At 72.4% G+C, this 24,650-nt stretch carries 3 protein-coding genes; all 3 read left to right on the forward strand.

Annotated features, from left to right (window positions below; all coding sequences use genetic code 11):
* Positions 1 to 527 precede the first annotated feature (527 nt).
* Genes RPQ07_RS35400 through RPQ07_RS35410 form a run of 3 tightly spaced genes read left to right on the forward strand, consistent with a single transcriptional unit; the run spans position 528 to position 24,585 of the window.
* A complete protein-coding gene (locus tag RPQ07_RS35400; protein ID WP_313948357.1) occupies positions 528 to 7,034 on the forward strand; it encodes a non-ribosomal peptide synthetase in 6,507 nt (2,168 codons plus the stop codon).
* Positions 7,035 to 23,390: a non-ribosomal peptide synthetase gene (locus RPQ07_RS35405; RefSeq protein WP_313948358.1), complete on the forward strand. Its 16,356-nt coding sequence runs from the start codon at positions 7,035 to 7,037 to the stop codon at positions 23,388 to 23,390.
* Positions 23,383 to 24,585 carry an NAD(P)/FAD-dependent oxidoreductase gene (locus RPQ07_RS35410; protein WP_313948359.1) on the forward strand — a complete coding sequence of 401 codons (1,203 nt, stop codon included), beginning with the start codon at positions 23,383 to 23,385 and terminating at the stop codon, positions 24,583 to 24,585. Before RPQ07_RS35405 ends, RPQ07_RS35410 begins: the two co-directional genes overlap by 8 nt.
* Positions 24,586 to 24,650: the final 65 nt, after the last annotated feature.

Raw genomic sequence — 24,650 nt, forward strand, 5'->3', positions numbered from 1 at the left:
CTCCCGTCCGGCCCGCCCGTCGCACCCGCGGCGGGCGCCGCCGTATCCGTCGCAGCTCAGCCGCCGCGCCCGGCCGCACCTGCGCCGTCCGCGCCGCGCGCCGGCTCCTCCGCCGCCCCGCCCCACCCGCGCGCCGGCGCTCCTTCGCCGCCCCGCCGCACCCGCCCGCAGGCGCTCCTTCGCCGCCCCGCCGCACCCGCCCGCCGCCGACCCGCGGGCTCCGTCATTTCCGGCCGCCCCGGAAATCTCCCACCCCGCCTTCCGCGGCAGGCTCCAGGGAGCCTCCAGAGGTTTTGTATCAGCCACCTCCCGGGCTGGTTTAGGCTTCGGTCAGGCTTACGAATTTCGGGGAGAGGGCCCTTTGTCCGGCCCTTCGTCCGAGCGGTTTCGCCGCGTGTTCTCGACAGCATGGCTCCGCTGAATGATCCATGCCCTTTTCGCTGACGTCTCACCATTCTGGGGGAAGTGCCTTGTGTTCTTTTGGGCAGATGTTGTGGCCGGGTGAGCTCAATGACACGGAGGTTCCGGTGACGGTTGAGACGTTTACCGCATTGTTCGGGCGGCAGGTCGCCGCCGCCCCGGACGCAGTCGCGGTCGTGTACGGCGACGAGCAGCTGACCTACCGGGAGCTGGACGCCCGCGCCGACGCGCTGGCGGCCTCGCTCACGGCGTTCGGTGTGGGCCCCGAGTCGGTGGTGGGCGTCGCGCTTCGCCGCTCGTCCGCGTGGTGCGTGACGGTGCTGGCGGTGCTGAAGGCGGGCGGCGCGTACCTGCCGATGGACGCGGCCTACCCGGCCGAGCGGCTCGCCTACATGGTGCAGGACTCCGCCGCGGCCCTGGTGCTCGCCGACCCGGCGACGGCGGACCGACTGCCCGACCTGCCGGCCCCCGTGCTGCGTCCGGAGGACCTGCCCACCGGCCCGGACGCCCCGGCCGCCGGGCCGGCGCTCCCGGTTTCGCCCCTCAACACCGCCTACGTCATCTACACCTCGGGCTCCACCGGCCGGCCCAAGGGGGTGGCGGTCACCCACACCGGGTTCGCCTCCCTGCTCGCCACGCAGACCGAGCGCCTGAAGGTCACCGCCGGCAGCCGGGTGCTGCAGTTCGCATCGCCCAGCTTCGACGCCTCGGTGTGGGAGCTGTGCATGGCGCTGCTGTCGGGCGCCACGCTGGTCATCGCCGACAAGGACCGCCTCTCCCCGGGCAGCCCGGTGGCCGAGACGATCGCCGCGTACGGCGTCACCCATGCGACGCTGCCGCCGCCGGTCCTCACGGCGATACGGCCCGGCTCCCTGACGAGCGTCGAGACCCTCGTCGTCGCCGGTGACGCCACCTCGCCCGAGCTGGCGGCCACCTGGTCACCCGGCCGCCGCATGATCAATGCGTACGGGCCCACCGAGACCACCGTCTGCGCCACCATGAGCGGTCCGCTGCCCGGCGACGGGCACGTCCCGCCGATCGGCACCGCCATCGACGGCGCCCGCGTGCATGTCCTGGACAACGCGCTGCGGCCGGTGGAGACCGGGGTGACAGGCGAACTGTATGTGTCGGGCGCCGCGCTGGCGCGTGGCTATCTGGGCCGCCCGGACCTGACCGCGGTGCGGTTCGTGGCCTGCCCGTTCGGCGGCGCCGGCGAGCGCATGTACCGCACGGGCGACCTCGCCGAGTGGACCCCGGGCGGCGACCTGATCTTCCACGGGCGGGCCGACACCCAGGTCAAGATCCGCGGCTTCCGCATCGAACCCCACGAGATCGAGGCCGCGCTGGAGATGCACCCCGGCGTCGCGCACGCCGCGGTCCTGCCCCACACCGGACGCGGCGGCCAGAAGCAACTCGTCGGCTACGTCGTCCCCGTCACCTCCACCGGCGCCCACACCGACACCGGCGGCGACAAGGGCGCCTACGGGGCCATCGCGCTGAGTGCCGGGTTCTCGGTGGGGGAGCTGCGCCCCTTCCTCGCGCAGCGTCTGCCGGACCACATGATCCCCGCGACGTTCACCGTCCTGGACGCCCTGCCGCTGACCCCCAACGGCAAACTCGACAAGAAGGCGCTGCCGGAGCCGGAGTTCCGCGGCGCCGTCTACCGGGCGCCGCGCACCGGGCCCGAAGAGATCCTCGCGGCCCTGTTCGCCGAACTCCTGGGTCTGGACCGTGTCGGCATCGACGACGACTTCTTCGCCATCGGCGGGGACAGCATCCAGTCGATCCAGGTGGTCACCCGCGCCCGGGCACACGGCCTGGAACTCAGCTCCCGGGAGATCTTCGAGCGGCGCACGGTCGCCGAACTGGCCGCGGCCGCCGCCGCCAAGGAGCAGGCCGGCACCGCACCGGCCGTCCTGGAGGAACTCGACGGCGGCGGCGTCGGCTGGATGCCCCTGCTGCCGGTGGCACAGTGGATCCGCGACTGGGGGCCGGGCTTCGACCGGTTCCTTCAGGCGATGGTGCTCGACCTGCCCGCCGGCATCGATCACGACGGCCTGGCCGCGACGCTGGCCGCCGTCGTCGACCGTCACGATCTGCTGCGCTGCCGCCTCACCGACGGGGCGCAGCCGGGCCTGCACGTCGCCGAGCCGGGCTCGGTGGACATCTCCGCACTGATCCACCGCGTGGTCCAGGACGACGACATCGACCAGGACGCCTGGCGCAGCGCCCTGTTGACCGAACTGGACACCGCCGCCGCACGGCTCGACCCGGCGGCCGGAGTGGTGGCCCAGTTCGTGTGGTTCGACGCGGGCACCACCCGCCCGGGGCGCCTCCTGGTGGCCCTGCACCACCTCGTCGTCGACGGCGTGTCGTGGCGGATCCTGATGCCCGACCTCGCCGCCGCGTGGCAGCAGGTCCGCAATGGGGACACACCGCAGCTGCCCGCGGTCGGCACCTCGGTGCGGCGCTGGGCACACGCCCTGGCCGAGGAGGCCGCGGCACCCGCCCGGGTGGCCGAACTGGCCTTGTGGCGCTCGATCGTGGAGGGCCCCGACCCCGTCCTCGGCGTACGGCACCTCGACCCGGCGCTCGACGTGGTCGCCACCGTCCACACCACTCACCTGGAGCTGCCCGTCCCGGTCACCGAGGCTCTGCTGACCGCGGTGCCTGCAGCCTTCCGCGGCGGCGTCAACGACGGACTGCTCGCCGGCCTCGCCCTCGCCCTGGCCCGCTGGCGTGAGCGCCGCGGCGTCGCGGAATCCTCCGCCCTGATCCGTCTCGAAGGACACGGCCGGGAGGAGAGCGCCGCACCCGGCGCCGATCTGTCGGCCACCGTGGGCTGGTTCACCAGCGTCTTCCCGGTCCGTCTCGACGTCGCCGGCGCCGACCTCGACGACGCGTTCGCAGGCGGCCCGGCCGCCGGCGCCGTACTCAAGGCCGTCAAGGAACAGCTCCTCGCCGTGCCCGACAAGGGCATCGGTTACGGCCTGCTGCGGCATCTGAACCCGGACACCGCCGAGATCCTGCGCCACCACGGGCCGGGGCAGGTCGGCTTCAACTACCTGGGCCGCTTCTCCGCGGCCGCCGACATGCCCGAGCACCTGCGCGGCCTCGGCTTCACCCAGGCACCGGTGGCCGAGCTCGCCGAACTCGACGCCGGACAGGACCCGCGGATGCCCGCCCCGGCAGCCCTCGACATCAACGCCACCGTCACCGACACCCCCCACGGGCCCCGGCTGAACGCCGCGTTCGCCGCCCCCGCCGGAATCCTGACCCCCGACGAGGTGCAGGAACTCGCCGACCTGTGGGCCGCCGCCCTGACCGGACTCGCCACCCACGCCACCCGCCACGGCGCCGGCGGCCTGACCCCCTCCGACGTGCCGCTGGTCCGCGTCACCCAGACCGACATCGACACCTGGGAGCAGCGCTACGAGGGCCTGGCGGACATCTGGCCGGCCACCCCCCTGCAGTCCGGCCTGCTCTTCCACTCCCAGCTCAACGACTCCGCCTTCGACGCCTACCAGGTGCAGTACGCGCTGCACCTGTCCGGCCCCGTGGACGCGGACCGGATGCGCGCCGCCGGCCAGGCCCTGCTGGAGCGGCACCCCAGCCTGCGGGCCGCGTTCGTGCCCGACTCCGACGGCACCCTGACCCAGCTCATCGTGGACGGCATCACGCTGCCCTGGCAGCACCTCGACCTCAGCACCCTGGGGGAGGAGGAACGCGACCAGGCGTTCGAGGACTTCCTCGCCGGCGACCTGCGCGCCCACTTCGACGCCACTGCCTCGCCCATGCTGCGTCTGACCCTGGTCACCATGGGCCCGCAGAGGTACGAACTCGTCCTGACCGCCCATCACGTCCTGTTCGACGGCTGGTCGGTGCCGGTGCTGATGCAGGACCTCCTCAAGCTCTACGGCTCCGCCGGCGACCCCTCCGTCCTGCCGCCGGCACCCAGCTACCGCGACTTCGTCCAGTGGCTGTCCCACCAGGACGCCGACGCCTCCGCCCGGGTGTGGTCCGCCGAACTCGACGGTGTCGACGAGCGAACCCTCCTCGCCCCCGCCGGCCACGACAGCCCCGGCCCCGAAGGGGGCAGCGGGATCGGGCAGATCGACGTCACCCTCAGCGCCGGTGAGGCACGCGAACTGGCCCGCCGCGCCGCCGACCTCGGCGTCACCCTGAACACCGTCGTCCAGAGCGCCTGGGCGATCCTGCTGAACCAGCTGACCGGCCGTACCGACGTCGTCTTCGCGTCCACCGTGTCGGGCCGCCCGCCGGCCGTACCGGGCGTCGACTCGATCGTCGGCATGTTCCTCAACACCCTGCCCGTGCGTGTGACCACCGCCCCCGGCCACACCCTCGCCGACCTCCTGACCACCGTGCAGGACCGGCAGGCCGCGCTGATGGACCACCACCACTACGGGCTCACCGAGATCTACGAAGCGACCGGCCTGGACGCCCTGTTCGACACCATCATCGGATTCGAGTCGTTCCCCCTGGACCGGGCCGGCATCGCCGAGGCCTGCGAGGCGGCCGGCATCTCCGTCACCGGCATCCGCTCCTTCACCGCCAGCCACTACCCGGTGACCCTGCTGGTCTTCATCGAGTCCGACGGCCTGCGGCTGACCGTGCAGTACCAGCGGCACGCCCTCGAGGAGAGCAGCGCCCGGGCGATCGCCACCCGCTACGGGCGCATCGTGCGCCGACTGGCGGCCGATCCCGGCCGGCGGGTCGGCACCGTCGATGTCCTGGACGACGCCGAACGCCACCGGCTGCTCGTCGAATTCAACGACACCGCCGCAGCCGTCCCGGAAGCCACCCTGACCGATCTGTTCGAACACCAGGCCGTCACCACCCCTGGCCGGCCGGCCCTCGTCACCGGCGACGTCACTCTCACCTACCGGGACCTGAACAGCCGGGCGAACCGGCTCGCGGCCGAGCTGATCCGCCGCCACGTCGGCCCCGAGACGGTGGTGGCAGCCGCTCTGACGCACCCGGCGGACCAGGTGACCGCGCTCCTCGCGGTCCTGAAGGCCGGCGGCGGACACCTGCCGCTGGACCCCTCCGCACCGGCCGCGCATCACAGCGCCCTGATCGCCGACGCCGCCCCGCACCTCCTGCTCACCGACACCGGCACCGGCACAGTCGTGCCGGACAGCGCTGTCGCCCGCCTCGACGCCACCGCTCATCTCACCGGCCCGCCCGGCCCGGACGACACCGCAGGCCCGGGCGATCCGGGCGACGGGGACCGGACACGGCCGCTGCACCCCGACCACCTGGCCTGGCTGACCTACACCGGCGGATATCCGGGCGGGCCACGGGGCGTGAGCCTCACCCACCGCGGTCTCGCAGACCGGATCCCCGCACTGGCCGCGCACCTGACCGGTACGCCGGGCACACCGGTGCGCATCCCCGTGGCCGGCACCCTGCCGGTCCCGGTGCTGCTGACCGTGCTGTGCACCGGAGGCACCGCCGAACTCCTGCCGCAGCCGCAGGACCTCACCGCGCCCGCCACCCCAGGCGCCGGTGTCATCAGCACCGTCCCGTCCCACTTCGCCGCCCTCCTCGACCAGTTGGAAGGCGACCTCCACGCCGAGACGGTGCTCTTCGACGGCGAACCGCTGCCCGCCGCCCTGCTGCAGCGGGTCCACAAGACGATCCCCGGCGTGCGGGTCGTGAGCACCTACCGTCCCGCCGAGACCGGCTACGCCATCGCCTCCGCGGCACCCGAGGCACCCGGCACCGGCACCGGCCCGGTTCTCGGCCGGCCGCTGGCGAACGTACGCACCTACGTCCTGGGCAGCGGACTGACCCCGGTGCCGCCCGGCGCGGTCGGCGAACTGTACGTCGCCGGCAGCGCACCGGCCCGCGGCTACCATCGCCGCCCCAGCCTGACCGCCGCCCACTTCGTCGCCGACCCGTTCGGCCCGCCCGGCGCACGGATGTACCGCACCGGCGATCTCGCCCGCATCGGCGTCGACGGCCGGCTCGAGTACGCCGGACGCGCCGACACCCAGGTCACCATCGGCGGGCAGCGCATCCAACCCGTCGACGCCGCGGCCGCACTGGCCGAACACCCCGCCGTCGGCCAGGTGGTGGTCCTCGCTCGCGACACCGATACCGACGGCGGCGGCCGGCAGTTGGTGGGCTATGTCGTGCCCGCCGGGAGCGGCGGCGCCGACACCGGCGACCTGGCCGACTTCGCCGCCGGCCGGCTGCCCGCCGAGCTGGTGCCCGCCGCGTTCGTCGTCCTCGACGACCTGCCACTGACACCCGGCGGCCGTCTCGACATCGCCGCCCTGCCGGAACCAGGTCAGGACGGCCCCGCCTACCAGGCTCCCCGCGACCCGCAGGAAGAGAGTCTGTGCGAGCTGTTCGCCGACGTCCTGGGCGTCGAACGGGTCGGCATCACCGACGACTTCTTCGAACTGGGCGGCAACTCCCTCTCGGCGACCCGGCTGACCAGCCGCATCCGTAAGACGCTCGGGGTCAGCGTGACCATCCGGGCCATTTTCGAACACCGCACCATCGCGGAACTGTCGCGCACGGTGAAGGACGCGAACACCTCGAGTCGCCCCCGTCTGCGCAAGATGAACAGGAGTGGACAGTAAATGATCCCGTTGTCTTTCGCGCAGCGCCGACTGTGGTTCATCGAGCAGTTCGAGGGCCCCTCGGCCACCTACAACGTGCCGTTCCTGGTCCGCCTGACCGGCCCGCTGGACGTGCCCGCCCTGCAAGCGGCAGTACGGGACATCGTGGTGCGACACGAGAGCCTGCGCACCCTGATCGTCGCGGACGCCGACGGCGTACCCGCCCAGCAGGTGGTTCCCGCCGACGACCTGGCCCTGGACATCGCGCTCGTCGATGTCGACCCCGGCGAGCTCCACGACGCCGTGGACCGGGCCGGCCGCGACCCCATCGACCTCGCCACCCGGATCCCGGTCCGCGCCACCCTCTTCCGCTCCGGCGAACAGGACCACGTGCTGGTCCTGCTGATCCACCACATCGCCAGCGACGGCGAGTCCGTCGTGCCCCTCGCCCGCGACCTCGACCTCGCCTACCGGGCCCGGATCGCCGGACGCGCCCCCGACTACGACGAACTCCCGGTCCAGTACATCGACTACACCCTGTGGCAGCGCGAGGTCCTCGGCGACGAGGACGACCCCGACAGCGTCCTGTCGAAGCAGATCCGCTACTGGAGCCAGGAGCTGGCCGGCACCCCGCAGCCGCTGCGGCTGCCCACCGACCGGCCGCGCCCGCCCGTCGCCGGCCACCGCGGCGACATCGTCGAATTCCCCATCACCCCCGACCTGCTCGCCGCCGTCGAACACCTCGCCCTGGAGCGGGACGTGTCGGTGCCGATGGTGATGCAGACCGCGCTGGCCGTCCTGCTCCAGCAGCTCGGCGCCGGCGACGACATCCCGATGGGCAACACGATCGCCGGCCGCACCGACGACGAACTCCAGGACCTGATCGGCTTCTTCGTCAACACCTGGGTGCTGCGCACCGACCTGTCCGGCAACCCCACCTTCGACGACGTCATCCGGCAGGTGCAGCACAAGGCGCTGGCCGCGTACGACAACCAGGACGCCCCCTTCGACCGGCTGGTGGAGGAGCTCAACCCGGAACGCTCCACCGCCTACCACTCCCTGTTCCAGGTCATGTTCACCTGGGAGAACGAGCGCTGGATCGACCTCGACCTGCCCGGCGGCCTGCACGCCCGCCTGGAGGTGGAGGCCACCTCGTCCGCCAAGTTCGACCTGGAGTTCAACTACTTCGCCGACCCCACCAAGCCCGGCATGCTCGTCTACATCGAGTACGCCACCGACCTGTTCGACCACGCCACCGTCGAGGCCATCGCCGCCCGATACCTGCGTGTCGTCGAGCAGCTGGTCGCCGACCCGGCCATGCCGGTCGCCCAGGTCGATGTGCTGGAGCCGGCCGAACGGCACCAGGTGCTGCACCACGTCAACGACACCACCCGCCCCACCCCCGACGTGACGATCCCCGGCCTGGTAGAGCAGCAGACGGCGCAGACCCCCGACGCCGTCGCCGTCGTCTTCGACAACACCTCGCTGACCTACCGCGAACTCGACGCCCGCGCCAACCGGCTCGCCCGCGACCTGGTGGCCCGCGGCGTCGGACCGGAGACGGTGGTCGCCCTGTCGCTGCCGCGCTCGGCCGACCTCGTCATCGCCCTCCTCGCGGTCCTCAAAGCCGGCGGCGCCTACCTTCCCATCGACCCCAAGTACCCCAGCAGCCGCCTGGACTTCATCTTCTCCGACGCCCGCCCCACCCTGCTGCTCACCGACCACGCCACTGTCGCCATCCTGCCCGCCGGCGACACACCCACCCTGTTCCTCGACGACCTCGACCTCACCGCACCCGACACCGGCGGGAACGGTGCGCCGCTGACCGACCGCGACCGGATCGCCCCGCTGCGCCCCGACCACCTCGCCTACGTGATGTACACCTCCGGCTCCACCGGCACCCCCAAGGGGGTGGCCATCACCCACCACACCGTCGTCAACGGCGTGATGCGGCTGGCGTCCGCCGTGGGCGTCACCTCCCAGACCTGGCTGCTGGCCGGCACCTCCATCAACTTCGACGTGTCGGTGTTCGAGCTGTTCACGGCCCTGTCCACCGGCGGCACCCTCGAAGTAGCCCGCGACGTCCTGGTCATCGGCGAACGCGGCGGCTGGAGCGGCGGTGTGATCAGCACCGTCCCGTCGGTGTTCGTCGAGCTCCTGGACCAGGTCGGCAGCGAGATCCACGCCGAGACGGTCGTGTTCGCCGGCGAGGCGCTGCCCGCGGCCCTGGTGCAGCGGGTCCGCGACACCATCCCCGGCATCCGCGTCGTCAACGCCTACGGACAGACCGAGTCGTTCTACGCCACCACCTACGCCCTGCCCGGCGAGGCGCCCTGGCCGCACACCGGTAGCGCCCCGATCGGCAGCCCGCTGGGCAACATGCGCACCTACGTCCTGGGCCCCGGCCTCAAGCCTCTCGCCCCCGGTGTGGTGGGTGAACTGTATGTCGCGGGACTTGTCGCCCGCGGTTACCACCACCGTCCCGGCCTGACCGCCGAGCGCTTCGTCGCCGACCCCTACGGCCCGCCCGGCGCCCGCATGTACCGCACCGGCGACCTGGCACGCTGGAACAGCGACGGGCAGCTGGAGTACGCCGGCCGTGACGACGCCCAGGTCAAGATCCGCGGCTTCCGTATCGAACCCGGCGAGATCGAAGCGGCTCTCACCGCGCACCCCAAGGTCACCCAGGCAGTGGTGACCATCCACGAGGGCCGCGGCGGCGGCAAACAGCTCATCGGCTACATCGTCCCCGTCCCGGACGGGGACAGCGGCCCGGTCAGCGTGGAGAGCCTCGGCGACCTCGACATCGACATCACCGCCGGCGTCTCCTCCCGCGACCTGCGCAAGTTCGTCGCCGGCCGGCTGCCGGAGTTCATGGTTCCCTCGGTGTTCGTCATGCTCGACAAGCTGCCGCTGACCCCCAACGGCAAGCTCGACCGCAAGGCTCTGCCCGAGCCGGAGTTCACCGGCGGCGCCTACCGCGCCCCGCGCACCGACCTCGAACGTGCCCTCGCCGCCGTCTACGCCGAGGTCCTGGGCCTGGACCAGGTCGGCATCGACGACGACTTCTTCGCCATCGGCGGCGACAGCATCCGCTCCATCCAGGTCGTCTCCCGCGCCAAGGCGCAGGGCATCGACGTGAGTGCCCGTCAGATTTTCGAAAGCCGCACCGTCGCCGAGCTGGCCGAGCTCGCTCGCGGCGGCCCGGCGAGTGCCCCGGTGGTGCTGGACGAACTCGACGGCGGCGGCGTCGGCTTCATGCCCCTGCTGCCGGTCGGCCACTGGCTGAGGGAACTCGGCGGTGGCATCAACCGGTTCTCCATGTCCCTGGTGGCCGACCTGCCGACAGGCATCGACGCATCCCAGCTGGCCGCGACCATCGGCGCGGTCTGGGACCGGCACGACATCCTGCGCTCCCGCCTGGTGACCGGCGACGAAACCGGGCTGCACGTCGCCGAACCGGGCACGCTGGATGTGCCGGGACTCATCCACCGCGTCGCCTTCGACGGCTCCTTCGGCGAGCAGTGGCAGCAGCTGGCCGCCGCCGAACTGGACGCGGCCACCGGCCGCCTGGACCCGGCGGCCGGAACGATGGCCCAGTTCGTCTGGTTCGATGCCGGCCCCACCACGCAGGGACGGCTGCTGCTGGTCCTGCACCACTTCGTCATCGACGGCGTCTCCTGGCGCATCCTGCTCCCTGACCTCGCCGCCGCCTTCGAACAGGTCAAGGCAGGCCGCACCCCGCAGCTGCCCCCCTCCACCACCTCCGCACGGCGCTGGGCACATGCCCTCACCGAGGCGGCCTCCTCACCCGAGCGGACGGCCGAACTCGACCTGTGGCGCAGCACCGTGGCCGCCGGCGACCCCCTCCTCGGCAGCCGCCCGCTGGACCCCCGCACCGACGTCGTCTCCCGCTCCGGACACCTGTGGGTACGGCTGCCGGAGACGGTCACCGAAACTCTCCTCAACACCCTGCCCGCCGCCTTCCGCGCCGGCGTCAACGACGGCCTGCTCACCGCGCTGGCCCTGGCCGTCACCCGCTGGCGCGCCGCCCGTGGCACCGACGAGCCCTCCACCCTGATCCGCCTGGAGGGACACGGCCGCGAGGAGGACGCCGTCCCCGGCGCCGACCTGTCGGACACCGTGGGCTGGTTCACCACCATGTTCCCCGTCCGGCTCGACCTGACCGGCATCGACATCGACGACGCGTTCGCCGGCGGACCCGCCGCCGGCGCCGCACTGAAGGCCGTCAAGGAACAGCTCCTCGCCGTCCCCGACAAGGGCATCGGCTACGGCCTGCTGCGCTACCTCAACCCCGACACCGCGGCCGAACTCGCCCCGTACGCCACCGGCCAGATCGGCTTCAACTACCTGGGCCGCTACTCCGCCACCGATATGCCCGACCACCTGCACGGCCTGGGCTTCACCCAGGCCGAGGGCACCACGGAACTGGTCGCCGACCCGGACGCGGACATGCCCGCCCTGTCCACCCTGGACCTGAACGCCCTGGTCACCGACGGCCCCGACGGGCCCCGGCTCAACGCCCGCCTCGGCTACGCAACCGGCGTCCTCGACGAGGACGACGCCCGCGCCATCGCCGAGCACTGGCAGGACGCCCTCGAAGCCCTGGCCCACCACGTCACCCGTCCCGGCGCCGGTGGCCTGACGCCCTCCGACGTGCCGCTGGTGAAGGTCACCCAGCACGAGATCGACCAGTGGGAGCGGCACTACCCCGCCCTGGCCGACGTATGGCCGCTGACCGCGACCCAGTCCGGACTGCTCTTCCACACCCTCCTCGTGGACACCGCGTTCGACGCCTACCAGATGCAGATGGTCTTCCATCTCTCCGGCCGTGTCGATGCCGCCCGTATGCGCACCGCCGGACAGGCGCTCCTGGACCGTCACGCCGGCCTGCGGACCGCGTTCGTCACGGACACCGCCGGCGACTCCGTGCAGATCGTGCTGGACCACGTCGATCTGCCCTTCCGGCACGTCGACTTCAGCCGTCTGGACGACGACGCACGCATGGCGGCCCTCAAGTCACTGCTGGCCGAGGACCACGCCACCCACTTCGACCCCCGCACACCCCCCATGCTGCGGATGACGCTGGTCACCATGGGCGGTGACCGGGCCGAGCTGGTGTTCACCGCCAACCACGTCCTGTTCGACGGCTGGTCGGTACCGCTGCTGCTGGAGGATCTGCTGCGGCTGTACGCCTCCGCCGGCGACGCCTCCACCCTGCCCCGGGTCCGCGGCTACCGCGACTTCCTGGTCTGGCTGGACCAGCAGGACCGCGAGGAGGCGGCCCGCACCTGGGCCGCCGAACTGGCGGGCATCGACGAACCCACCCTGATCGTGCCGCACCCCCAGGCCGGGGCGGCCCCGACCGGCATCGGCCAGATCGACGTCCCCCTGACCGCCGAGACGGCCGCCGACCTCGCACGCCGGGCCGCCGAACTGGGCGTCACCCTCAACACCGTCGTCCAGGCGGCCTGGGGACTGGCGCTGGGCAGCCTGACCGGCCGCCGTGACGTGGTGTTCGGCACCACCGTCTCCGGCCGGCCGCCGCAGGTACCGGGCGTCGACGCCATGGTCGGACTGTTCATCAACACCCTGCCCGTCCGGGTCGACTGCACCCCCGCCGACACCCTGCAGGAGGTCCTCACCGGCCTGCAGAACCGGCAGGGCGCCCTGCTGGACCACCAGCACTACGGCCTGGCGGAGATCCACCACGCCACCGGCCTGAAGGCCCTCTTCGACACCATCGTCGTCTTCGACTCCTACCCGGTCGACCGGGCCGGCATCACCGACGCCTACGCGGCAGCGGGCATCGCCGTCACCGGCATCAGCCCGATGAGCGGCACCCACTACCCGATGATCGTGACCGCCACCGCCGAACCGCGGCTGCGGGTGGCCCTGGAGTACCAGCACCACCTCTTCGACGCCCCCACCGTCGAAACCATCGCCGCCCGCTTCGAGCGGATCCTCCGGCACCTCGCCGACGACCCGCAGACCCGCGTCGCCCAGGTCGACGTCCTCACCCCGGCCGAACGCCACCACCTGCTCACCGAACTCAACGACACCACCGCCCCGGCGCCCGACCTGACGCTGCCCGCTCTGTTCGCCCAGCAGGCAGCCCGTACCCCGGACGCCGTCGCCGTCCACTGCGACGGACAGGACCTGACCTACCGCGCGCTCGACGCCCGCGCCGAGCGCCTGGCCCGTGAGCTCACGCTGCGCGGCGCCCGCCCCGAATCCGTCATCGGCCTGGCGCTGCCCCGCACCGCCGACCTGGTCGTGGCCATGCTCGGCATTCTCAAGTCCGGTGCCGGCTACCTGCCCATCGACCCCAAGTACCCCAGCCACCGCCTCCAGTTCATCCTCTCCCAGGCCCGACCGCAGCTCATCGTCACCGACGCCGCGACGGCCGGCGTCCTGCCGGCCGGCGACGTCCCGCACCTGTACCTCGACGACCTCGATCTCGACCACGACTCGGGGCCCGACGGCGCCGGCCGGCCGGCGCCGCACCCGCAGAACCTGGCGTACGTGATGTACACCTCCGGCTCCACCGGCACCCCCAAGGGTGTCGTGCTCAGCCACGCCACCGTCGTCAACGGGATCACCCAGCTCGCCGCCCGCGTCGGCGCCGGCGAGGGTTCCCGGATGCTGGCCGGCACCTCGGTCAACTTCGATGTGTCGGTGTTCGAGATCTTCACCGCGCTGACCTGCGGCGGCAGCATCGACATGGTCCGCGACGCCCTGGTCCTCGGCGAACGTGCCACCTGGTCGGGCGGCGTGATCAGTACCGTCCCGTCGGTCTTCGCCGAACTCGTCGACCAGCTCGGCGACACCATCCACGCCGACACCCTGGTCTTCGCCGGTGAGGCGCTGCCCGCCGCCCTGGTGCACCGCATCCGCCAGGCGCTGCCGGGCGTGCGCGTGGTCAACGCCTACGGGCAGACGGAATCGTTCTACGCCACCACCTCCACCGGCTCCGACACCCCGGGCAGCACGCCGATCGGCAGCCCGATCGGCAACATGCGCGCCTACGTCCTGGGCCCCGGCCTCCAGCCGCTGCCGCCGGGCGTGGTGGGCGAACTGTATGTCGCGGGCCACCTCGCCCGCGGCTACCACGACCAGCCCGCCCTGACCGCCGGACGCTTCGTCGCCGACCCGTTCGGCCCGCCGGGTGCGCGGATGTACCGCACCGGCGACCTCGCCCGCTGGAACGACGACGGGCAGCTGGAGTACGCCGGCCGCGGGGACACCCAGGTCAAGATCCGCGGCTTCCGCATCGAACCCGGCGAGATCGAAGCGGCCCTGACCGCGCACCCCGGAGTCGCCCAGGCGGCGGTCGTCGCCCGCGAGGCCGGTGCCACCACCGGCCGGCATCTGGTGGGCTATGCCGTTCCCGCCGACACCGCGGCCGGCGGGCTCGACATCGACGAACTGCGCAAGTTCGTCGCCGCCCAGCTGCCCGAATTCATGGTCCCCGCGGCGTTCATGGTCCTCGAGCGTCTCCCGCTGTCCCCGAACGGCAAACTGGACCGGCAGGCCCTGCCCGCCCCGGAGTTCGCCGGCCAGACCTACCGGGCACCGCGTACCGCGCAGGAGGACTTCCTGTGCACCCTGTTCGCGGAGGTCCTGGGCCTGGAGCGGGTCGGCATCGACGACAACTTCTTCACGCTCGGCGGCCACTCCCTGCTCGCGACCCGGCTGGTCAGCCGGATCCGTACCGGGCTGGACATCGAGGTCCCCATCCGGGCGGTGTTCGACTCGCCGACCGTGGTGGAACTCACCGGCCGGCTGTCCCCGGGAACACGGGTGCGCCCGCAGCTGACCAGGGCGGCCCAACGGCCGGAGCGGATACCGCTGTCGTTCGCCCAGCGCCGGCTCTGGTTCATCGACCGCTTCGAAGGCCCCTCCGCCACCTACAACGCCCCCTTCCCGCTGCGGCTGACCGGCACCCTGGACATCCCCGCGCTCGAGGCGGCCGTCGGCGACGTCGTCGCCCGGCACGAGAGCCTGCGCACCCTGATCGTCGAGGACAGCGACGGCGTACCTCACCAGCACGTCCTCGCCGCCGGCCGAGCAGCCGCCATGCTGGACCTGCCGGTCGTCACCACCGACGAAGCGGGTCTGCCCGACGCCCTCGCCGACGCCGTGGCGCACCCCTTCACGCTGGCCACCGACCTGCCGGTGCGGGCGACGCTGCTGCGGACCGGCGAGCAGGACCACGTCCTGGTGCTGCTGATCCACCACATCGCCAGCGACGGCGAGTCGATGGCTCCCCTCGCCCGCGACCTCGGCGCCGCCTACACCGCCCGTCTCGAAGGCCAGGGTCCGCGGTGGGACGAACTGGCCGTCCAGTACGTCGACTACACGCTGTGGCAGCGCGAGGTCCTCGGTGACGAGGACGACCCGGACAGTGCCCTGTCCGCACAGGTGCGCTACTGGCGCGAGGAGCTCACGGGGGTGCCGCAGCCGCTGCAGCTCCCCACCGACCGGCCCCGCCCGCCGGCGGCCAGCCACCGCGGCGACACGGTGGAGTTCGCCCTCGCCCCTGAGGTGGCCGCCGCCGTCGAAGACGTCGCCCGCGCCCACGGCGTCACCGTGTCGATGGTGCTGCAGTCGGCCCTCGCGGTGCTCCTGCACGGCCTCGGCGGAGGCGACGACGTGACCATCGGATCGCCGATCGCCAACCGCACCGACGAGTGCCTCGCCGACCTGATCGGCTTCTTCGTCAACACCTGGGTGCTGCGCGCGGACCTGTCCGGCAACCCGGCCTTCGACACCCTGCTCGACCAGGTCCGGAACAAGTCCCTGGCTGCCTATGACAACCAGGACGTGCCGTTCGAGCGCCTGGTGGAGGAGCTCAACCCGGAGCGCTCCACCGCCTACTCACCGTTGTTCCAGGTGATGTTCGCCTGGCAGAACTTCGCCCGCAAGGACTTCGCCCTGCCCGGCCTGCGGGTGGAGTTTGAACGGGTACGCAACGAGTCCGCCAAGTTCGACCTGTTCTTCAACATGGCCGACCTGCCCGGCATGGGCGTCGTGGGCCATCTCGAGTACGCTACCGACCTGTTCGACCGGCAGACAGCGGAGGCCGTCGCCGACCGCTTCACCCGCCTGGTCGGGCAGCTGGCCGCCGACCCGCAGACCCGCGTCAGCACGGTCGAACTGATCCGCCCGGCCGAGCGGGAGCGGGTCCTGCACCACTTCAACGACACCACCCGCCCCATCACCGACCTCACCGTCCCCGCCCTGGTGGAGCAGCAGGCCGCGCGGAGGCCCGACGCCGTCGCCGTCGTCTTCGACGACACCTCGCTGACCTACGGCGAACTCGACGCCCGCGCGAACCGCCTCGCCCGCGATCTGGTGGCCCACGGGGCCGGACCCGAGTCGCTGGTCGCCGTCTGCCTGCCGCGCTCCGCGGACCTCGTCGTCGCCCTCCTCGCGGTCCTGAAAGCCGGCGCCGCCTACCTGCCCATCGACCCCAAATACCCCAGCGCCCGCCTGGACTTCATCCTCGCCGACGCCCGCCCCACCCTGCTCCTCGCCGACACCGCGACCGTCGGCATCCTGCCCGCCGGCGACACACCGACCCTGCTCCTCGACGACCCGGCCCACACCCCTGCCGATGGCGGTCCGCCGAGCGGGCCGCGGCCCGACCAGGCGGCGTACGTGATGTACACCTCCGGCTCCACCGGCACCCCCAAGGGTGTCGTGATCAGTCACCGCACCGTCGTCAACGGGGTGGCGAGCCTGGCGTCCGCGGCGGCCATCACCCGCGCCACCCGCACGCTCGCCGGCACCTCCGTCAACTTCGACGTGTCGGTGTTCGAACTGTTCACCACACTGTCCGCCGGCGGCACCGTCGAAATCGCCCGCGACGTCCTGGTCATCGGTGAACGCGGCGGCTGGAGCGGCGGCGTGATCAGCACCGTCCCGTCGGTGTTCGCCGAACTCCTCGACCAGACACCCGGCACCATCCACGCCGAGACGGTCGTGTTCGCCGGTGAGGCGCTGCCCGCCGCCCTGGTGCGGCGGGTCCGCGACACCATCCCCGGCGTGCGGGTGGTCAACGCCTACGGGCAGACGGAATCGTTCTACGCCACCACCTCCACCGGCTCCGACACTCCAGGCAGCGCCCCGATCGGCAGCCCGATCGGCAACATGCGCGCCTACGTCCTGGGCCCCGGCCTCCAGCCGCTGCCGCCGGGCGTGGTGGGCGAACTGTATGTCGCGGGCCGGCTCGCCCGCGGCTACCACCGGCGTGCCGCCCTGACCGCCGAGCGCTTCGTCGCCGACCCCTACGGGCCGCCCGGCTCGCGGATGTACCGCACGGGCGACCTGGCGCGCTGGAACAGCGCCGGGGAGCTGGAGTACGTGGGCCGCGGCGACGCCCAGGTCAAGATCCGCGGGTTCCGTATCGAACCCGGCGAGATCGAGGCCGCGCTGACCGCGCACCCCGAGGTGGTGCAGGCCGTCGCGGTCGTCCGTGACGGGCCGGGCGGCGGCAAGCAGCTCGTCGGCTACGTCGTGCCGGCCGGCGCCGCGTCCGAGCTCAGCGTGGACGGCCTCGGCGACCTCGAGGTGGACATGACCGCCGGCCTGTCCGCGCGGGACCTGCGCCGCTTCGTCGCGAGCCGGCTGCCGGAGTTCATGGTGCCCTCCGCGTTCGTCGTCCTGGACCGCCTCCCGCTGGCGCCCAACGGCAAGCTCGACCACAAGGCGCTGCCCGACCCGGAGTTCACCGCCACCACCTACCGGGCCCCGCGCACCGCCGTGGAGGAGACCCTCGCGGCCGTCTACGCCGACGTGCTGGGTCTGGAACGGGTCGGGCTCGACGACGACTTCTTCGCCGTCGGCGGCGACAGCATCCGCTCCATCCAGGTCGTCACCCGCGCCCGCGCCCAGGGCATCGAGGTGAGCCCGCGGCAGATCTTCGAGCAGCGCACCGTCGCCGAACTCGCCACCGTCGCCACCAGCGGCATCGGCGACCGCCCGGTCCTCGAGGAGTTCGAGGGCGGCGGGGTGGGCGTCATGCCGCTGCTGCCGATCGGCCGCTACATGCTCGAACTCGGCGACAGCTTCGACCGGTTCTCCATGTCCATGGCGCTGGAACTGCCCGAGCACATCGACGCGCAGCAACTGACCGCGACCCTCACCGCTGTCCTGGACCGGCACGACATCCTGCGCTCGCGGCTGCTGCGTGAGGAGGACGGTGGCGCCCTGCACATCGAGGCGCCCGGCACCCTCGACGCCGCGTCCCTGGTGCACCGCGTGGTCTGCGACGGCACGTGGAGCGACTGGCAGGAGCGCGCCGCGGCCGAACTGGACGCCGCCACCGGCCGCCTGGACCCGGCGGCCGGAACGATGGCCCAGTTCGTCTGGTTCGACGCCGGCACCACCGCCCCGGGCCGGCTGCTGATCGCCCTGCACCATCTGGCCGTCGACGGCGTGTCCTGGCGCATCCTGCTCCCGGACCTGGCCGCCGCCTGGCAGCGGATCCGCGACGGCCGCGCCCCTCAACTGCCCGAGGTCGCCACCTCTCTGCGGCGCTGGACGCATGCCCTGGCCGAGGAGGCCATCAGCCCCGCCCGCGTCGCCGAGGCGGACCTGTGGCGCACCACGCTGCAAGGCCCGGACCCCCTGTTGGGGTCACGGCCGCTCGACCCGGCCGTCGATGTGCTCTCCACGGTCGAGCACCTGGAGCTCCAGTTGCCCGCGGAGGTGACCGAGGCACTGCTGACCTCGCTGCCCGCCGCCATCCACGGCGGCGTCAACGACGGCCTGCTGGCCGCCCTCGCCCTCGCGCTCGCCGCATGGCGCCGCTCCCGGGGCGTCGCCGAACCCTCCGCGCTGATCCGCCTGGAGGGCCACGGCCGCGAACAGGACGTCGTCCCCGGCGCCGACCTGTCCCGCACCATGGGCTGGTTCACCAGCATGTTCCCCGTCCGCCTGGACACCGCCGGCTGCGACCTGGACGACGCACTCGCCGGCGGCCCGGCCGCCGGCCGGCTCCTGAAAGCGGTCAAGGAACAGCTGCGGGCCGTCCCCGACAAGGGCATCGGCTACGGCCTGCTGCGCTACCTCAACCCCGACACCGCCGCCGAACTGGGCCAGTACCCCACCGGCCAGATCGGCTTCAACTACCTCGGCCAGTTCTCCTCCGCGGACATGCCCGACGAACTGCGCGGCCTCGGCTTCACCCAACTGCCCGCCCTGGACGCGGCCCTGGACGCCGACATGCCCGCCATGTCGACCGTGGAGATCAACGCCGCCGTCCTCGACACCGGCGACGGCGCCCGCCTCGGTGCGGTGATCGGCTTCCCGGCCGGCGTACTCACCAGCTCCGAGGTCCAGGAACTGGCCGACCTGTGGACCACGGCGCTCACCGCGCTGGCCGGCTACGCCACCACCCCCGGCGCCGGCGGTCTGACCCCCAGTGATCTGCCGCTGGTCCGCGTCACCCAGAGCGACATCGAAGCCTGGGAACAGCGCTACCCCCGACTGGCGGACGTCTGGCCGCTGACCCCGCTCCAGTCCGGGCTGCTGTTCCAGTCCACCTTCCTCGACGACACCGCGTACGACGCCTACCAGATGCAGATCGTCTTCCACATCGCCGGCCACGCGGACGCGGACCGGATGCACGCCGCCGGACAGGCCCTCCTCGAGCGCCACGCCGGCTTGCGTACAGCGGTCGTCACCGACACGGACGGCCACCAGGTCCAGCTCGTCCTGGACGACGTCGAGGTGCCCTGGCGCCACATCGATCTCAGCAATCTCGGCGAGCAGGCCCGCGAGGAGGCCTTCGAGCAACTCCTCGAACAGGACCACCACGAGCATTTCGACCCGGCCACGGCGCCACTGCTCCGTCTGACCCTGGTCACGATGGGGGAGGACCGCGCCGAACTGGTGCTGACCGCCCATCACATGCTGTTCGACGGCTGGTCGTTCCCGCTGCTGATGCAGGACCTGCTGCGTCTGTACGGCGCGGCGGGCGATGCCTCCGCCCTGCCGCGGGTCCGCGGCTTCCGCGACTTCCTGGTCTGGCTGGACCAGCAGGACCACGAGGAGACCGCCCGCGCCTGGGCCGCCGAGGTCGCCGGAGCCGAGCCCACCCTGCTGGCTCCCGCCACCCCCGGCGCCGATGACGGCGAGGGTGTCGGTCAGATCGACATCCCGCTGCCGCTGGACGAGGCCCGGGCGCTGAACCGGCGCGCCTCCGAACTCGGCGTCACCGTCAACACCCTGCTGCAGGGCGCCTGGGGCGTTCTGCTCGGCGAACTCACCGGCCGCTCCGACGTGGTCTTCGGGGCCACCGTCTCCGGCCGTCCGCCCGCCCTGGGCGGCGTCGACTCGATCATCGGCCTGTTCATCAACACCCTGCCGGTCCGTGTCACCCACCGTCCCCAGGACTCGCTCGCCGACCTGGTGACCGGCCTGCAGAAGCGGCAGGCGGCCCTGCTGGACCACCACTACTACGGGCTGAGCGACATCCAGCAGGCCGCCGGGCACCCCAGCCTGTTCGACACGCTGGTCGTCTTCGAGTCCTTCCCCGTCGACAAGGAAGGCCTCAGCGACGCCAACACCGCGGCGGGGATCGCCTTCACCGGTATCCGGCCCTACTCCGGCACGCACTACCCGCTGGCGCTGATGGCCGGCGCCGAACCGCACCTGATGATGGTCCTGCAGTACCAGAAGGGGGCCTTCGACCGCGGGGCGGCGGAAGGGATCGCGGCCCGCCTCGGCCGCATCCTGCGGCAGATCGCGGCCGACCCGACCGTCCCGGCCGGGCGCGTCGACATCCTGCACACGAGCGAACACGACCGGCTGCGCGAGGTGAACGACACCGACACCGCCACCCCCGACGTGCATCTTGCCGCCCTGGTGGAGAGCCGGAGCGCCCGCACCCCGGACGCGATCGCGGTGGAACACGACGGCCGCTCACTGACCTATCGGCAGCTCAACGCGGACGCCAACCGCCTGGCGAGGGAACTCGCCGGCCGCGGCGTGGGCCCCGAGTCACTGGTCGCCGTCTGCCTGCCGCGTTCCGCGGATCTGGTCGTCGCCCTCCTCGCGGTCCTGAAGGCCGGTGGCGCCTACCTGCCCGTCGACCCCGCCTACCCCGGCCACCGTCTCGCGGCCGTCCTCGCCGAGGCCGGCCCGGCCCTGATCCTCACCGACACGGCCACCGAAGCGGTGCTGCCGGCCACCGACAGCCCCCGCCTCCACCTGGACACCCTCACCCTCACCGAGCGGCCCGGCACCGACCTCACCGACCGCGAGCGCACCGCCCCGCTGCACCCCGACCACCTCGCCTACGTGATGTACACCTCCGGCTCCACCGGCACCCCCAAGGGCGTGGCCCTCACCCACCGCACGGTCGTCAACGGCGTTCTGCGGCTGGCGCCCCAGGTGGACATGGGGCCGGGCCGGCGGATGCCCGCCGGCACCTCCGTCAACTTCGACGTGTCGGTGTTCGAGATGTTCACCACCCTCACCACCGGCGGCACCCTGGACGTGGTCCGCGACGTCCTGGTCCTCGGCGAGCGGGACGCCCCGCCCGGCGACGTGATCAGCACCGTGCCCTCCGCGTTCGCCGAACTCGCCGGCCGGCTCGCCCACCACACGACCCACCCCGACACCCTCGTCTTCGCGGGCGAGGCCCTGCCCACCGCCGTCCTCCAGCAGGCCCGCGAGACCTTCCCGGGCGTCCGCATCGTCAACGCCTACGGGCAGAGCGAATCGTTCTACGCCACCACCCACACCCTCACCGGCGATGCCCCGGCCCCGGACACCGGCAGCACGCCGATCGGCGCCCCGATCGGCAACATGCGCACCCACGTCCTCGGCCCCGCCCTGCAGCCCGTCGCCCCCGGAGTGGTCGGCGAGCTGTACGTCGCGGGGCACCTCGCCCGCGGCTACCACCGGCGTCCCGCCCTGACCGCCGGACGCTTCGTCGCCGACCCGTTCGGGCCGCCCGGCTCGCGGATGTACCGCACCGGTGACCTGGCCCGCTGGAACGACGACGGGCAGCTGGAGTACGTGGGCCGCGACGACGCCCAGGTCAAGATCCGCGGCTTCCGTGTCGAACCCGGCGAGATCGAAGCGGCCTTGACCGCGCACCCCGACCTCGCCCAGGCGGTGGTGACCGTCCACGAGCTCCGCGGCGGCAAGCAGCTCGTCGCCTACGTGGTGCCCCGGCACGCCGACGGCCCCACCGCCGACGAGCTGCGCGACCACCTGACGGCGCAGCTGCCGCCGTACATGGTGCCTGCGGCGTTCGTGACGCTCGAGCGCCTTCCGCTGGCCCCCAACGGCAAACTCGACCACCGTGCCCTGCCCGACCCGGAGTTCACCGCCGCCGCCCGACGCGCCCCGCGCACCCCCCGGGAAGAGGTCCTGTGCGGCCTGTTCGCCGAAGTGCTCGGCCTTCCGCGCGTCGGCATCGACGACGACTTCTTCACCCTGGGCGGCCACTCCCTGCTCGCCAGCCGGCTCCTCAACCGGATCCGCACCCTGCTCGGCGTCGCCATCCCCATCCGGGTCATGTTCCAGTCGCCCACCGTCGCCCAGCTCGACACCTACCTGACCTCCGGTACCGAGTCGTCCGAACACACCGACCCGTTCGGTGTCGTCCTGCCGCTGAAGACCAGCGGAACGGCGGCCCCCCTGTGGTTCATCCACCCCGGAGTGGGCCTGTCCTGGGCCTACATGGGCTTCGCCGGCCACCTGGACGAGGACCGGCCCGGCTACGCCATCCAGGCCCGCGGCTTCGACGGCAGCCCGCTGCCGCAGTCCGTCGAGGAGATGATCTCCGACTACGTCCAGCAGATCCTCAAGGTCCAGCCCGACGGCCCCTACCACCTGGCGGGCCTGTCCCTGGGCGGCACCCTCGCCCAGGCCATGGCCGCCGAACTGCAGCGCCAGGGACACCAGGTGGCCACGCTCGCCCTGCTGGACTGCGTCCCCGCCTCCTGGTTCACCCACCACGACAGCGTCGACGCTTCCGAGGTACGGGAGTTCTTCGGCGAACGCCTTCCCGCGCTGGCCGACGGCGCCGAGGGCGACCGGGAATCCCTCATCGACAACGCGTCCGCCATCATGCTCCACCACCTGAGCCTGATGAAGGACTTCACCTCACCCGTCTTCGACGGCGACGCCCTGTTCTTCAACGCGACGCTGAACCCGGACGACTCCTATCTCGCCCACTGGCGGCCTCACATCACCGGCGCCGTCCAGGAGTGGGACATCCACTCCACCCACCTCGGGATGAACATGCCCGGGCCCGCGGCCGAGATATCCCGGGCCATCAACCGGCACCTCGACGACCACGGCAGCAACCTCTCGGGAGCATCTCTTGTATGACGTCATAGTGGTGGGAGCACGCGCCGCCGGAGCACCGGCCGCCATGCTGCTCGCACGCGCCGGATACCGGGTGCTCATCCTCGAGCGTGCCCGGTTCCCCAAGGACACCCTGTCCACCCTCTACATCCACCAGCCCGGCGTCGCCCGGCTCGCCGACTGGGGCGTCCTGCCCGCCGTCGCCGGCACCGGCGCCCCCGCCCTGGACTCCGTCCAGTACACCATCGGCGATGTCCGCATGGAGGGCTGCTCCTGGCCCGCGGACGGCCACCACGCCGCCTACGCGCCCCGCCGTATCCTCCTCGACGCGATCCTCGCCGAGGCCGCCGTGCAAGCGGGCGCCGAGTTCCGTGACAACTGCTCGGTCAGCGACCTCGTCTTCGAGGACGACCGGGTGGTGGGCGTGCGGATCGGCTCCGTCCGCAGCGGCAACAGCACCGTCGAACGCGCCCGCCTCGTCATAGGTGCCGACGGAATGCGCTCCACCGTCGCCGACCGACTCGGCGCCCCGCTCCTGATCGAGAACCCGGCCCTCACCTGCGCCTACTACAGCTACTGGTCCGGCCTCCCGGAGCAGTTCCGCCTCTACGAGGCACCGGGCAGCTGGGTCGGCACCGTCCCCACCAACGACGGCGCCACCCTGGTCGCCGGGTACTTCCCCCAGGACCGGTTCCACGACGTCCGCGGCGACGCACTCAACGCCCTGCTGGCCTGCGTGGAGTCGACCGCCCCCGAGGTCCGTGAGCAGATGGCCGCCGGCGAGCGCCTGGAGCGCGTCCACGGCACCGGCGACCAGCGCAACTTCTTCCGGCAGGCCACCGGACCCGGCTGGGTCCTCATCGGCGACGCGGGCCACCACAAGGACTCGATCACCGCCCGCGGTATCACCGACGGCTTCTACCAGGCCCAGCTGCTCGCCGACTGCATCGGCGACGGGCTCCAGGACCCCGCCCAACTGCAGGCCGCCCTCGACCACTTCGCGACCGAGCGCCTCGAAGAACTGATGCCGCACTACCGCAGCACCCTCAAGACCGGCCGACTCGCCGCCCCCGACCACCAGATCGCCCTGCTGCGCGCGATATCGACCAGCCCGGAACTCAGCGCCCGCTACTTCTCCACGATGTCGGGCGTCTGCCCGCTCGACGAGTTCCTCACCCCCGAACTCCTCGACCTCATGGCGGACCAGGTGGCCGCATAACGTCCCTCGCCCCCGGAACGACCCCCAGCCATCGACGAGAGCCACCCGAACCACGCGAAGGGAAC

Source organism: Streptomyces sp. AM8-1-1 (assembly GCF_032229325.1).
Lineage (GTDB): Bacteria > Actinomycetota > Actinomycetes > Streptomycetales > Streptomycetaceae > Streptomyces > Streptomyces achmelvichensis.